The organism is Pseudomonas simiae, assembly GCF_900111895.1.
GTDB lineage: Bacteria > Pseudomonadota > Gammaproteobacteria > Pseudomonadales > Pseudomonadaceae > Aquipseudomonas > Aquipseudomonas simiae.
Genome location: NZ_FOKB01000007.1, coordinates 168,332 through 181,153 on the forward strand (window position 1 = coordinate 168,332; position 12,822 = coordinate 181,153).

Below are 12,822 nucleotides of genomic sequence, written 5' to 3' on the forward strand. Positions count from 1 at the left end.
CTAAACTGTTCACAGCAATTAAAATGTACGAACCGGTTAGTTTTTGGTGCGATTATCGAACACTATGCCCCTTTGGCGAATTGACGATTTTTTAGCCGCTGCGCACCATCGATTCAGTAACAAGACCCAGAACACACCATAAAAATTTCAAAAAAACGGGTACGACCTCATGCCTCTGCAAAACTCCGCCCTGGCCGCGCGCCACGGCACCCCGCACGCCGGCATCGGCGACAAGATCCGCGGCGCCCTGGCCGTGGGTAAAACGCGCTGGGGCATGTTGGCCCTGGTGTTTTTCGCCACCACCCTCAACTACATCGACCGCGCCGCGCTGGGCGTCATGCAGCCGATCCTCGCCAAAGAGATGAGCTGGACGGCGATGGATTACGCCAACATCAACTTCTGGTTCCAGGTCGGCTACGCCATCGGTTTTGTGCTGCAGGGCCGCCTGATCGATCGGGTGGGCGTCAAACGTGTGTTCTTCTGCGCCGTGCTGTTGTGGAGCCTGGCCACCGGCGCCCACGGCCTGGCCACCTCAGCCGTTGGCTTCATGGTGTGCCGCTTTATCCTCGGGTTGACCGAGGCCGCCAACTACCCGGCGTGCGTCAAGACCACGCGCTTGTGGTTCCCGGCTGGTGAGCGTGCGGTGGCCACCGGTATCTTCAACGCCGGCACCAACGTCGGCGCGATGATGACGCCAATGCTGCTGCCGTTGATCCTGCATGTATGGGGCTGGCAGGCAGCGTTCCTGTGCATGTCGGCACTCGGCGGGATCTGGTTGGTGTTCTGGGGCCTGAAGTACTTCAACCCGGAAGACCATCCCAGCGTCAAACAATCCGAATTGGACTACGTGCTGCAGGAAGCCGAACCGGAACAACCGCGCGTGCCGTTCACCCGCATCCTGCGCATGCGCGGCACCTGGGCCTTCGCCCTCGCCTACTCGATGACCGCCCCCGTGTTCTGGTTCTACCTGTACTGGCTGCCGCCGTTCCTGAATCAGCAATACAACCTGGGCATCAACGTGACCCAGATGGGTATCCCGCTGATCATCATCTACCTGACTGCGGATTTCGGCAGCGTGGGCGGAGGGATTCTGTCATCGTTCCTGATCGGTCGCGGCATGAACTCGATCAAGGCGCGGCTGCTGTCGATGCTGCTGTTTGCGTGCTGCATCGTCGGCGTGATCATGGCGGCCGGTTCCAGCCAACTGTGGGTCGCGGTGTTTGCCATCTCCCTGGCAATCGGCGCGCATCAGGCCTGGACCGCGAACATCTGGAGCCTGGTGATGGACTACACGCCCAAGCACATGATGAGCACGGTGTTCGGTTTCGGCGGCATGTGCGCGGCCATCGGCGGCATGTTCATGACCCAGATCGTCGGCCATATCCTCACCGTGACCAACAACAACTACACGGTGTTGTTCACGTTGATCCCGGCGATGTACTTCATTGCGCTGACCTGGATGTACTTCATGGCGCCGCGCAAGATTCCTACCGTCGACGTCTGAGCTATCGGCGCCGCTGCTGCCAGGCAGCGGCCAGCCCGCTCATGCAGATCACCCCGATGCCGACCACTGTGGTCACATCGGGGGTATGGTTGAACACCAGCCAGCCCAACAACCCCGCGAACACGATCTGGCAATAGCCGAACGGCGCCAGCAAGGCCGGCGCCGCAAAGCGGAACGCCTGGGTCAGCATCAAGTGCGCGGTCATGCCGCAAGTGCCCAGCGCCAGCATCAACGCGCCATGCCACAGCGTCGGAACCTGCCAGAAAAACGGCACCATTGCACTCATCACCAGGGTATTGCACAGGCCGGCAAAGAAGTTGCTGGTGGTGGGTGTGTCGTACTGGCTGAGGATGCGCGTGAGCAGTTGGTAGAAGCAGAAGAACAGCGCCGAACACAGCGGCAGCAACACCGCGGGGGTGAACAATTCACCGCCGGGGTGGATGATGATCAGCACGCCGACAAACCCACAGATCACCGCCAGCCATTGCCCTCGGGTCACGTGTTCACCAAGCAACGGCACCGAGAGCGCCGTCACCAGGATCGGCGCGAGAAAGTTCACCGCCGTGGCTTCCGCCAGTGGGATGTAGTGCAGCGCCGTCGTGAAAAACAGGCTGGTGCCCAACAGGCAGAGCGCCCGTACTACCTGCATCCCCGGACGCTTGCTGCGCAGCACGCGCAAGCCCGATTGCGGCAGGAAAATCCCGGCCATCAACAAGGTGTGCACCAGGTAACGCGCCCACACCACCATCACGATCGGGTAGAACCCGGCCAGGTATTTGGACAGGGCGTCGTGGCTGGAAAACAGAAACGTCGCCAGGACGATCAGCAAAATGCCCTTGAAGGGATGGTTGACGCCGGATAAAGGGGTACTGACGGTCATCGGATTCTCTTGTGTGGCGCGCGATCGGGCTCAACCCAGTAATCTAGCAGCCGGGCTGGAGCCTGCCCCAAGAGCATAACCAAACACCGTGCGAACAGCGCACTAAATCACGGGTTTCGAGTCCAACGCTGCACATCGTCCTTCCAGTTGCACATTTTTTAACCAAGGCCTTGCTGCTATGAAGAAAATCCTCTTTGCTCTTTCCGCCCTTGCCCTGCTCACCGCCTGCAAGCAGGAAACCCAGGAAGCGCCCAAACCTGCGCCCGCTTCCGTGCAAGCCACCCTGGTACCGCAAACCCCACCCACCGATAAATGGGTCGGCAAATGGATCGGCGTCGAAGGCCTCCACCTGACCATCGCCAAGGACGAGAGTATCGGTCGCGGTCATTACATCCTGACCATGCAATACGGCCTCGACGCCGATGACTCGGGCACGTTCAAGGGGGAAGCGGCCGAAGGCGGCATCGCCTTCACCCGTCCGGATGGCCCGCAACTGCTGCGCGCCGGCGACGGTGCTGCCACCGGGATGAAATGGCTGGCGGATAAAAAGGATTGCCTGGTGGTGGATACCGGCGAAGGTTACTGCCGAAATTAAGGTCCATACTCAGTCACTATCACTATTACTGTAGGCGCGAGCTTGCTCGCGCCTACACAGGGTTCATCGAGAGGATTGCCCCAATGCTATGGAAAAAAGGCCGACGCAGTGACAACGTGGTGGATGCCCGCGATGACAGTGGCGGCGGTGGTGGTGGCATGCGCTTTGGTGGCGGCAAAGGCCTGAGCCTCACGGCCATTGTGCTGATCGTCGGCATCGGCTGGATGACCGGCCAGGACCCGTTGCAGATCCTCGGCCAACTGACTGGCCAGATGGAACAGGCGCCGTCGGTAAGCACGCAGTCACGCCAGGCGCCGCCGGCCAACGATGAGCAAGCGGATTTTGTCCGTGCGGTACTGGGCGATACCGAAGACACCTGGGGCCAGGTGTTCAAGGAAAACGGGTTGGCCTATAAGAACCCGAAACTGATTCTGTTCCGCGGCCGGGTGAATTCCGCCTGCGGTGGCGCCACCTCGGCCAGCGGTCCGTTTTATTGCCCGGCTGACCAGCAGGTGTACCTGGACCTGGATTTCTTCCGGGAAATGTCGCAGCGCTTCCAGGCCGCCGGCGACTTTGCCCAAGCCTACGTGATCGCCCACGAAGTCGGGCACCACGTGCAGACGCTGCTGGGTATCTCGTCGAAGATCCAGGCGGCGCGCCAGCAGGGCCGGCAGATGCAGGGCGACGGCGGGTTGCTGGTCCGCCAGGAACTGCAAGCCGATTGCTTCGCCGGCGTGTGGGCCAACCGTGCGCAAAAGCGCCTGAACTGGCTGGAGCCTGGCGATATTGAAGAAGCACTGAATGCAGCCAACGCCATCGGCGATGACCGTTTGCAGCAACAGGGTCAAGGGCGCGTCGTGCCGGACTCGTTTACCCATGGCACCTCGGCACAGCGGGTTCGCTGGTTCAAGACCGGCTTCGCCCAGGGCCAGATCACTCAATGCGACACGTTTACCGCCAAGAGTCTCTAGATGAATAAACGATTGGGGTTGCTGCTGGGTTTGTTAGTCACCTGTTCCGCCTTGGCCGCCGAACATGGCGTAAAAGAAGTCAGTCCCGATCGTTTTCACCTGGAGGCCGGCGACCTCAGTCTCGGATTAAGCCAGGACTGGCGCAAACCGCAGCCCCAGGTCACCCGCGCCTTGGTCATCGTGCATGGCCGCCTGCGCAATGCGCAGACTTACCTGCAAAGCGCTGAAGACGCCGCTGCGCATGCGGGCCAAGCCGCCAACACACTGGTGATTGCGCCGCAGTTTCTCAATGCGTCCGACGTAAAGCGCAACCACCTGGACAACCAGGTGCTGCGTTGGAAGGGCAATGACTGGATGGCCGGCGCCCCCTCCACCGCGCCAGGGCAAATCAGCACCTACGGTGCCCTCGATCAGATCATCAAGCACCTGGGCAACCGCACGCTATTCCCGGCGCTCAAGGAAATCGTGGTGGCCGGTCACTCCGGCGGCGGCCAGGTGGTGCAGCGTTTCGCCCTCACCGGCCACGATCACCCAACCCTGCAGACCGAAGGCATCCGCCTGCGTTACGTAGTGGCCAACCCGTCGTCCTACGCCTACTTCACCGCGCAGCGCCCGGTGCAGTTCGACACGGCCAGTTGCCCAGGCTTCAACGACTGGAAATATGGCCTGCAACACCTGCCGGCCTACGCCAAGGGCCAGAGCGCCGAGCAGCTTGAGCACGCCTATGTGTCACGCAACATCACCTACCTGCTGGGCCAGCAAGACACCGACCCGAACCACCCGGCACTGGACAAAAGCTGCGCCGCTGAAACCCAGGGCGCGTATCGCCTGATTCGTGGGCACAACTATTTTGACTACCTCAAGCAACGGCATCCGCAGTTGAGCCACACGTTGGTGGAAGTGCCGGGGGTGGGGCATAACGGCGATGGGATGTTTACGTCACCAGAGGGCCAGAAAGTACTCTTCCAATAACCCCCCCTGAAGAAACCCAATCAACATGTGGGAGCGCTATTGTCTGGGCTAGATCATCCGGCGCAGCACCGCGCAATCCTCGGCATGCCAATCCGCCAACTCCGGCCAGGGGTTTTCCGGCAGGTTAACCAACACCGTCCGCGTTCCCGCCGCCCGGCCACAATCCAGGTCGAAGCGGTAATCACCGACCATCACCATTTTGCTCGGCGCCACCTCCCAAGCAGCTGCCAGTTTCAGCAAGCCATCCGGATCGGGCTTCGGTTGCGCATCGTCACGCCCCAGCACGTCCTCAATGGCAAAGCAGTCCGCCAGGCCGATCGCCTCCAGCGTGACATGCGCCAACTCCCGCGCATTACGGGTCAGGATGCCCAAACGGTAACCGCGTCCAGCCAGCTCGCGCACCAACTCAACCGCGCCTTCGGCCGCGACTGAACCCAATGCCAACTCACGCTCATGCGCCAGCAACCAGGCATGCTTGGCCGCCGCGACATCGGCGGGCAATGCCGCCAAGTGTGTGAGGATGTCGTCCTCGGGTGGGATCTCCAGGGCCACGCGAATGGCCGCAAAGTCATGCACGGCCACCGTGAGGGTGCCGTCCATATCGAACACCCAGTGCTTTACGTCCGACAGGCTCATGCCCAATCCTTGCGATGGCGGATCAGGCCTTCCTGGGTCACCGAGGCCACCAGTTGCCCTGCGCGGTTGTACACGCTGCCACGGGAGAAGCCACGGGAATTGCCGGCCCATGGGCTGTCCATGGCGTACAGCAACCAGTCGTCGGCGCGCAGGTCGGCGTGGAACCACAGCGCGTGGTCGAGGCTGGCGACCTGCATATCTTTCTGCCACACCGTCTTGCCATGGGGCAGCAAGGAGGTGGTCAGCAGGCCAAAGTCCGAGGCATAGGCCAGCAGGTATTTGTGCAGCGCCGGCGCATCAGCCAGGGCGCCGTCGGCGCGGAACCACACGTATTTGACCGGGTCGGACGGCTGCGGGTTGAACGGGTCTTTTTCGGTGACCGGGCGCACTTCAATAGGCTTGGGGCACAGCAGCTTGTCGCGCATGTGCTCGGGGATCAGGTGCGCACGTTGCTGGGTCAGTTCCAGCTCCGACGGCAGGTTTTCCGGCCCCACCACCACTGGCATGGTGGTCTGGTGATCGAAGCCTTGTTCGTCGTACTGGAACGAGGTGGTGCAGGTGAAGATCGGGTGGCCCTTCTGGATCGCCGTCACGCGGCGCGTGCTGAAACTGCCGCCATCACGCACACGGTCCACCGAATACACCACCGGCAACGCTGCATCGCCGGGACGCAGGAAATAACCATGCAGGGAATGCACGTGCCGCGCTTCTTCTACGGTCTGGCTGGCGGCCGACAGCGACTGGCCGAGCACCTGGCCGCCGAACAGTTGGCGAAAACCCAGGTCCTGGCTGCGGCCGCGAAAGAGGTTTTCCTCGATCGGTTCCAGGGTCAGCAAGTCCACCAGATCTTCCAATACTTGGCTCATAGAGCAACTCCTAAAATCTATGGGGCATTCCGGGCTGCCTATCCATGCAGCGTGTCCAACCATTGGGCGCGGGTGATGCGATACAAAACATGATGGCGCAGCGGGTCATCGGCTGCGACCTTGGGGTGTTCAAAATCTGCCTGCGGATCGTAATGCATACCGATGGCCTGCATGACTTTTTGTGATGGCAGATTGGCTTGCGTGGTGAAGGCGACAATCTCGTCCAGGCTCAAGCGATCAAATCCACAGCGCAACGCGGTCCACGCAGCCTCGCTGGCGTACCCCAGGCCCCAGTGTTCGCGAGCCAGGCGCCAGCCGATCTCCACCGCCGGAGCAAAGTCCGCCTCAAAGCTGACATTCAGCAACCCGGTGAGGCCGATGAACTCACCGGTGTCCTTGCGCTGCAACGCCCACAGGCCAAAGCCGTATTCGGCGAAGTGCCCACGAATGCGGCCGATCAACGCGGCGCTTTCCAGGTGGCTCAGTGTGGCCGGGAAATAACGCATCACCTGCGGGTCGGCGCACATGCGCGCAAACTCCGGCAAGTCAGCGTCGCGCCATTGGCGCAGCACCAGGCGTGCACTTTCCAATTCCAGTATCGGCTCCATGGGTCCCCTCCCTTGCCATGTGCGTGAGTGTACAGCGCTGTTAAGATCCGTCGCAGGTTCCCGTCAGAAAATCCCATGCCTTTGCCATTGATCTACCACGATGACTACAGTCCCGAGTTCCCGGCGGACCACCGGTTCCCCATGGACAAGTTCCGCCTGCTGCGCGACCAGCTGGTGGACAGCGGCCTGACCGAGGACAGCCAACTGCTGCGCCCGCAGTTGTGCCCACCGGAGATTCTGGCCCTGGCCCATGACGCTGGGTATATCGAACGCTACATGGGCGGCGAGCTGTCACGCGAAGACCAGCGCCGCCTCGGCTTGCCTTGGAACGAAGCCCTCGCCCGCCGTACCGTACGTGCAGTCGGCGGCTCGATTCTCGCGGCGGAGCAAGCCCTTGACCACGGCCTGGCCTGCCACCTGGCCGGCGGCACCCACCACGCCCACTACGATTACCCGGCAGGTTTCTGCATCTTCAATGACCTGGCGGTGATCAGCCATTACCTGCTGGCCAGCGGCCGGGTCAATCGTGTGCTGATCTTCGATTGCGACGTGCACCAGGGCGACGGCACCGCGCGCATCCTCCACGACACGCCGGACGCCATCACCGTGTCGCTGCACTGTGAAAAGAACTTCCCGGCGCGCAAAGCCCAGAGTGACTGGGACATTCCACTGCCCATGGGCATGGGCGACGCCGACTACCTCAAGGTGGTGGATGACGCCCTCAACTACCTGCTGCCGCTCTACCAACCCGATCTGGTGCTGTACGACGCCGGCGTTGATGTACACAAGGACGACGCCCTCGGTTACCTCAAGCTGACAGACGAAGGCGTCGCCGCCCGCGATGAAAGCGTGATGCGCCACTGCCTGGGCCGCGACATTCCGGTCATGGGCGTGATCGGTGGCGGCTACAGCAAGGACCGCCCGGCCCTCGCCCGCCGCCACGGCATCCTGCACCACAGTGCGCAACGGGTGTGGACGTCATCAGGTTGTCATTGAACCGTGGGCGTTACCCACAATGCCTGTGGAACCACCTGTGGATAACTTGAGCGTAAGCACCTGAAAGCCAGAGGCAGTCTGGCCTGTAGGAAGTTGTACATTTTTTGATCAGGCAGTTGTGCCGTCCTCGGGTAGAATGCTCGGCCTATTCAGCGACCGTAGCCCGACCCATGCCTCATACCCCTCCTCCTCATGTTGCCATTATCGGCGGCGGCCCTGCCGGGCTGATGGCCGCCGAAGTCCTGAGCCAGGCGGGCGTGCGGGTGGACCTGTACGACGGCATGCCGTCCGTGGGGCGCAAGTTCCTGCTGGCCGGCGTGGGCGGCATGAACATCACGCATTCCGAGGCGTACCCGGCGTTTCTGTCGCGCTACGCCGAACGTGCGCCACACATGGCGCCCTTGCTGCGCGCATTTGGGGCCGAGGCATTGTGCGAATGGATCCACGGCTTGGGGATCGAGACCTTTGTCGGCACCTCGGGCCGGGTGTTTCCTACCGACATGAAAGCCGCACCGCTGCTGCGTGCCTGGCTCAAGCGCCTGCGCGACCAGGGCGTGGTTATCCACACCCGCCATCGCTGGGGGGGCTGGAATGCCGAGGGCGACTTACTTATCCACAGCCCTGACGGCGAAAAAACTGTCCACAGCGACGCCGTGCTGCTGGCCCTTGGCGGCGGCAGCTGGTCGCGGCTGGGCTCTGACGGTGCCTGGCTCAAGTTGCTGGAGGACAAAGGCGTACCCTACGCCCCGCTGCAACCCAGCAATTGCGGTTTCGAGGTGTCGGCCTGGAGCGAACTGATGGTCAGTAAATTCGCGGGCGCGCCGTTGAAAAACGTCGCCATCGGGCTGGGAGATGACAAGCCTCGCCTGGGCGAATGTGTGGTCACGGCAATGGGTATCGAAGGCAGCTTGATCTACGCGTTGTCGGCACCGATCCGGGAAGTGATCAACCGCGACGGCTCGGCCACCGTGCATATCGACCTGTTGCCGAGCAAGCCGCTGGACAAGGTTCAGGCCGCGCTGGCCAAACCACGTGGCTCACGCTCGATGAGCAAGCATTTGCACAGTCAGTTGGGGCTGGACGGGGTGAAAGCGGCACTGCTGCGCGAGTTGGCACCGGCTGACCACTTCAACGATCCGGCGCAATTAGCGGTGGATATCAAGGCGCTGCCGTTGACCCTGGTGAAGACCCGGCCAATGGATGAGGCGATCAGCACAGCCGGCGGCGTGCCGTTTGAGGCGTTGGATGAGCGGTTGATGCTCAAACCGTTGCCGGGGGTGTTTTGTGCAGGGGAGATGCTCGACTGGGAAGCGCCGACGGGGGGCTATCTACTCACAGGATGCTTTGCCAGCGGACGGGCGGCTGGGCGCGGCATGTTGGAGTGGCTTAAGCGCTGAGACTGGTGGTGAATTCAAAGTCGCTTTCGCAAGCAAGCCCGCTCCCACATTTTTGATCTGTGAATACATTCAAAATGTGGGAGCGGGCTTGCTCGCGATGGGGCCATCAGCAACGCCGAAAAATCACTTCTTCTTGCGCGGCCCAGTGTTAAAAACAGGCACCTTGCGCACCGGTTTGATCGACGGCTCTGCCGGCGCCACTTCCCCGCTGTCCACCCACTTGCCCAGGTTGCGCTTACCGCCGCCACCAGAGCTTTTAGGTTTCTTCGGTTTTTTCGGCTTCTTCACCACCTGCCCGCTGGCATCGGTGTCCGGCACGCGGTGCTCCGGTTCGAAATCCTGTTCCATGTGACGGGTCAGGGTCTGACGGGTCAGCATCTCGATGGCCGACAGCATGTTCACTTCATCGGCACACACCAGGGAAATCGCCTCACCGGTGTTGCCCGCACGGCCGGTACGGCCGATACGGTGGATGTAGTCCTCGGCCACGATCGGCAGGTCGAAGTTGACCACCAGCGGCAGGTCTTCGATATCCAGGCCACGGGCCGCCACATCGGTGGCTACCAGGATCTGCACTTCACTGGACTTGAAGCGGTCCAGTGCGCGTTGGCGGGTAGCCTGAGGCTTGTCGCCATGGATGCCGTCGGCATTGATGCCCAGGCCCTGCAACTTATCCACCAGCGCATCCACACCGTTACGGGTCTTGGCGAACACCAGCACCTGCTTCCAGCGACCTTTGCGCATCAGGTGCACAAACAGCTCCGGCTTGCGCTTCTTGTCCACCGGCACGACCCACTGCTTGACCGTGTTGGCAGCGACGTTGCGCGGGCTGACTTCGATGCTCAGCGGATCGTTGAGCATCTGCCCGGCCAGCAGGCGGATGTCATCGGAGAAGGTCGCGGAGAACAGCAGCGTCTGGCGCTTTTTCGGCAGCATGCGGTAGATGTTCGCCAGCTCTTCGGAGAAGCCCAGGTCGAGCATGCGGTCGGCTTCGTCCAGCACCAGGGTTTGCAGCTGGTTGAGTTTCAGCGCGTTCTGGCGGAACAGGTCAATCAGGCGGCCAGGGGTGGCGACCAGGATGTCGACACCTTTGCGCAACTTCATCATCTGCGGGTTGATGCTCACGCCGCCGTACACCGCGTAAGTGGTCAGCGGCAGGTTTTGCGCGTATTCGGCGACGCTGGCGTGCACCTGTTCGGCGAGCTCGCGGGTCGGGCACAGGATCAGCGCACGGGCCGAGTTCGCGGCGACTTTCGGCCCTTCCATCGTCAACAGTTGCAACAACGGCACGGCGAAACCGGCGGTCTTGCCGGTGCCGGTCTGGGCCGCGGCCATCAGGTCGCGACCGGCCAGCACCGCCGGAATGGCTTGCGCCTGCACCGGCGTCGGGGTCTGGTAGCCAAGCGTCTCAAGGGCGCGCAGCAAGGGTTCGATCAGGCCAAGGGTGGCGAAAGTCATGTAGATACCGTAGGAAAAATTCAGCGCAAGGGCGTAATGCGCGGCAGTTTACCTTATTTCCGGCTTCGGCTTGCGCCACTGGGGCAGGCTGATCAACAGCACGGCGCTGATAATCACCAACATGGCCAGGGCTTCTTCCAGACCAATGGTCTCGCCCACGAACACAATCCCCAGCAACACCGCCACCGCCGGGTTCACATAGGCATAGCTGGTCGCGGCCGCCGGGCGGACATGCTTGAGCAGGTACATGTAGGCATTGAAGGCAATGATCGAGCCGAACACGGTCAGATACGCCAGGGCCAGCCAGCCTTCCAGCGGTGGCACAGCCTGCAGGCGTTCACCGGACAGCGCGCTAACCATCAGCAACGCCACACCGGCGACCAGCATTTCCGCAGCACTGGCCATGGCGCCTTGGGGCAACGGCAACTGTCGGCTCCACACCGAACCAAACGCCCAGGATGCCGCCGCCACCAACAGCAACACAGCCCCCATCGGGCTCGATTGCAACGTACTGCCCATGTTGAGCATGGCAATGCCGATGATCCCCAGGATCACCCCAGCCCATTCCAGACGGGTGTTACGCGCGCCCCAGAAATACCCACATAGCAAGGTGAACAACGGCACGGTCGCCACGGCCAACGCCGCCACGCCGGACGATACACCCATGTGTTCCGCCACACTGACCCCACCATTGCCCACGGTGAGCAACAAAAGACCGATCATCCCGGCCGCCTTCCACTGCGGCCAAGTCGGTGCCGGCACCCCGCGCCAGCGCAGGAAGCCGTACATCAATGCCCCCGCCGTGCAGAACCGAATCCCCGCCAGCAACAACGGCGGCCAGTACTCCACACCGATGCGAATCACCAGGTAGGTAGACCCCCAAATCACATACAACGCAAAAAAGGCGGCGATCAACGGTAAGGGAAAGCGACGTGGGCCAGGCATTGGGCGGCTCTATGGCAGGAGATGGGAGGCTTATTCTAAAAAGGCAGGTCGCTAAACATAAGTTACAAAACCTGTTTAAAACGCCAATACACTTTTCAAAGCATGGTTGTAAAGGCTATAAACCGTGCTTTCGAAAGTCACGCGCAACCGGAGCCTTATCATGGACAAATACGACCGCCTGCTCCTCAGCGCCCTGCTCGAAGACGGCCGCGCTTCCTACGCGCAATTGGCCCGCACGGTGAACCTCTCTGCCCCTGCCGTGGCCGAACGCGTGGCGAAGCTGGAGGCCAGTGGCGTGATCACCGGGTATCAGGCCAAGGTGGACCTGTCCAAAGTCGGTTTGCCGATTCAATGCGTGATGGAACTGCGGCTGACTAACCATGGCAGCCAAAAGACCTACGACGCCCTGGCGCAGATCCCTGAGTTGACCGAGTGCCATCGGGTGACGGGTGATCCGTGCGTGATCATGCAGGCGGCAGTGGGGTCTATGCCGGAGTTGGAGAACTTGATCAATCGCGTAGCGAAATTCGGCTTCAGCAAGACCTCGATCATTTTGTCGAGCGCGATAGAGCGGCGGGTGCCGTTGGGGCAGTTGGAGGGGATCGGGAAGAGTGGTGGCTGACCCACCGCCATCGCGGGCAAGCCCGGCTCCCCCCCTTTGAAATGCATTCCAACTGTGGGAGCAGGCTTGCCTGCGATGACGTAAGTTGCATCAATGCACATTTGAGCGTTCAACAATCCAATCGATAATCTGCCTGATCGTGGTGATGTCATCCCAATCTGCCTGAGTGGCTTGCAGCTTGAACTGCCACTTGATCTGCATGACGAAGCAGGTCAAATCGTCATCAATGATCTTGAAGTCATGGATGAAATCCGTTTGCTCTGTCACTTGGCTGCGGTCGATGAAGCCGATGATGTCGACGAATAGCTGAATGACCTTTTCGCTGATCTGCGCAAAGACTGCCCCTCGATGACCGCCGCCTAGCTAATGAGG

Annotated in this window: 14 protein-coding genes; 7 read left to right on the forward strand and 7 right to left on the reverse strand. The window is 61.4% G+C overall.

The window, feature by feature from the left end:
* Positions 1 to 169: 169 nt before the first annotated feature.
* The gene (locus BMZ57_RS21165) at positions 170 to 1,504 is read left to right on the forward strand and encodes an MFS transporter (protein WP_010206724.1); all 1,335 of its coding nucleotides are present in this window, start codon (positions 170 to 172) and stop codon (positions 1,502 to 1,504) included.
* Between the two features lies 1 nt (position 1,505).
* Here the strand turns inward: BMZ57_RS21165 and BMZ57_RS21170 are convergent, their stop codons facing one another.
* A complete protein-coding gene (locus BMZ57_RS21170; protein ID WP_010206725.1) occupies positions 1,506 to 2,384 on the reverse strand; it encodes a DMT family transporter in 879 nt (292 codons plus the stop codon).
* Between the two features lie 178 nt (positions 2,385 to 2,562).
* Between BMZ57_RS21170 and BMZ57_RS21175 the strand changes: the two genes are divergently transcribed.
* From BMZ57_RS21175 to BMZ57_RS21185, 3 genes are all read left to right on the forward strand, one after another.
* Complete coding sequence (locus BMZ57_RS21175; protein WP_010206726.1) at positions 2,563 to 2,979, forward strand: lipoprotein; 417 nt, start codon at positions 2,563 to 2,565, stop codon at positions 2,977 to 2,979.
* 83 nt (positions 2,980 to 3,062) lie between these two features.
* Positions 3,063 to 3,950, forward strand: a complete 888-nt coding sequence (gene ypfJ, locus BMZ57_RS21180) for a KPN_02809 family neutral zinc metallopeptidase (RefSeq protein WP_010206727.1) — start codon at positions 3,063 to 3,065, stop codon at positions 3,948 to 3,950.
* Positions 3,951 to 4,922, forward strand: a complete 972-nt coding sequence (locus BMZ57_RS21185) for a hypothetical protein (protein WP_021492952.1) — start codon at positions 3,951 to 3,953, stop codon at positions 4,920 to 4,922.
* Positions 4,923 to 4,970: 48 nt separating this feature from the next.
* Here BMZ57_RS21185 and BMZ57_RS21190 read toward each other — a convergent pair whose 3' ends face one another.
* From BMZ57_RS21190 to BMZ57_RS21200, 3 genes are read right to left on the reverse strand one after another with little or no spacing between them, the layout of a single operon-like run.
* On the reverse strand, positions 4,971 to 5,558 hold the full coding sequence (locus tag BMZ57_RS21190; protein WP_010206729.1) for an HAD family hydrolase: 588 nt from the start codon (positions 5,556 to 5,558) through the stop codon (positions 4,971 to 4,973).
* The gene (gene tesB / locus BMZ57_RS21195; RefSeq protein WP_010206730.1) at positions 5,555 to 6,424 is read right to left on the reverse strand and encodes an acyl-CoA thioesterase II; all 870 of its coding nucleotides are present in this window, start codon (positions 6,422 to 6,424) and stop codon (positions 5,555 to 5,557) included. Before tesB ends, BMZ57_RS21190 begins: the two co-directional genes overlap by 4 nt.
* Positions 6,425 to 6,462: 38 nt before the next feature.
* Complete coding sequence (locus BMZ57_RS21200; RefSeq protein ID WP_010206731.1) at positions 6,463 to 7,032, reverse strand: GNAT family N-acetyltransferase; 570 nt, start codon at positions 7,030 to 7,032, stop codon at positions 6,463 to 6,465.
* Positions 7,033 to 7,107: 75 nt separating this feature from the next.
* Here BMZ57_RS21200 and BMZ57_RS21205 point away from each other — a divergent pair, with 75 nt between their 5' ends.
* Complete coding sequence (locus BMZ57_RS21205) at positions 7,108 to 8,028, forward strand: histone deacetylase family protein (protein WP_069673133.1); 921 nt, start codon at positions 7,108 to 7,110, stop codon at positions 8,026 to 8,028.
* A gap of 170 nt (positions 8,029 to 8,198) precedes the next feature.
* A complete protein-coding gene (locus tag BMZ57_RS21210) occupies positions 8,199 to 9,425 on the forward strand; it encodes a TIGR03862 family flavoprotein (RefSeq protein ID WP_069673132.1) in 1,227 nt (408 codons plus the stop codon).
* Positions 9,426 to 9,548: 123 nt separating this feature from the next.
* On the opposite strand, the gene rhlE1 is transcribed toward BMZ57_RS21210, so the two are convergent.
* The gene (gene rhlE1, locus BMZ57_RS21215) at positions 9,549 to 10,883 is read right to left on the reverse strand and encodes an RNA helicase RhlE1 (protein WP_010206735.1); all 1,335 of its coding nucleotides are present in this window, start codon (positions 10,881 to 10,883) and stop codon (positions 9,549 to 9,551) included.
* A gap of 48 nt (positions 10,884 to 10,931) precedes the next feature.
* Positions 10,932 to 11,828 (reverse strand): drug/metabolite exporter YedA, encoded by an 897-nt coding sequence (gene yedA / locus BMZ57_RS21220; RefSeq protein ID WP_010206736.1) that lies wholly within the window; start codon positions 11,826 to 11,828, stop codon positions 10,932 to 10,934.
* A gap of 160 nt (positions 11,829 to 11,988) precedes the next feature.
* Here yedA and BMZ57_RS21225 point away from each other — a divergent pair, with 160 nt between their 5' ends.
* Complete coding sequence (locus tag BMZ57_RS21225; protein ID WP_042570861.1) at positions 11,989 to 12,450, forward strand: Lrp/AsnC family transcriptional regulator; 462 nt, start codon at positions 11,989 to 11,991, stop codon at positions 12,448 to 12,450.
* A gap of 90 nt (positions 12,451 to 12,540) precedes the next feature.
* Here BMZ57_RS21225 and BMZ57_RS29860 read toward each other — a convergent pair whose 3' ends face one another.
* Entirely contained in the window at positions 12,541 to 12,777 is a 237-nt protein-coding gene (locus tag BMZ57_RS29860; protein WP_029529010.1) for an acyl carrier protein, read from the reverse strand.
* Positions 12,778 to 12,822: the final 45 nt, after the last annotated feature.

What these genes read in the sequence shown, in the direction of transcription:
- BMZ57_RS21175 (WP_010206726.1), top strand. Translation starts at nt 2,563, where the DNA reads ATGAAGAAAATCCTCTTTGCTCTTTCCGCCCTTGCCCTGCTCACCGCC.
- BMZ57_RS21200 (WP_010206731.1), bottom strand. Translation starts at nt 7,032, where the DNA reads ATGGAGCCGATACTGGAATTGGAAAGTGCACGCCTGGTGCTGCGCCAA.
- BMZ57_RS21185 (WP_021492952.1), top strand. Translation starts at nt 3,951, where the DNA reads ATGAATAAACGATTGGGGTTGCTGCTGGGTTTGTTAGTCACCTGTTCC.
- tesB (WP_010206730.1), bottom strand. Translation starts at nt 6,424, where the DNA reads ATGAGCCAAGTATTGGAAGATCTGGTGGACTTGCTGACCCTGGAACCG.
- BMZ57_RS21225 (WP_042570861.1), top strand. Translation starts at nt 11,989, where the DNA reads ATGGACAAATACGACCGCCTGCTCCTCAGCGCCCTGCTCGAAGACGGC.
- BMZ57_RS21190 (WP_010206729.1), bottom strand. Translation starts at nt 5,558, where the DNA reads ATGAGCCTGTCGGACGTAAAGCACTGGGTGTTCGATATGGACGGCACC.
- rhlE1 (WP_010206735.1), bottom strand. Translation starts at nt 10,883, where the DNA reads ATGACTTTCGCCACCCTTGGCCTGATCGAACCCTTGCTGCGCGCCCTT.
- BMZ57_RS21210 (WP_069673132.1), top strand. Translation starts at nt 8,199, where the DNA reads ATGCCTCATACCCCTCCTCCTCATGTTGCCATTATCGGCGGCGGCCCT.
- BMZ57_RS21170 (WP_010206725.1), bottom strand. Translation starts at nt 2,384, where the DNA reads ATGACCGTCAGTACCCCTTTATCCGGCGTCAACCATCCCTTCAAGGGC.
- ypfJ (WP_010206727.1), top strand. Translation starts at nt 3,063, where the DNA reads ATGCTATGGAAAAAAGGCCGACGCAGTGACAACGTGGTGGATGCCCGC.
- yedA (WP_010206736.1), bottom strand. Translation starts at nt 11,828, where the DNA reads ATGCCTGGCCCACGTCGCTTTCCCTTACCGTTGATCGCCGCCTTTTTT.
- BMZ57_RS21165 (WP_010206724.1), top strand. Translation starts at nt 170, where the DNA reads ATGCCTCTGCAAAACTCCGCCCTGGCCGCGCGCCACGGCACCCCGCAC.
- BMZ57_RS21205 (WP_069673133.1), top strand. Translation starts at nt 7,108, where the DNA reads ATGCCTTTGCCATTGATCTACCACGATGACTACAGTCCCGAGTTCCCG.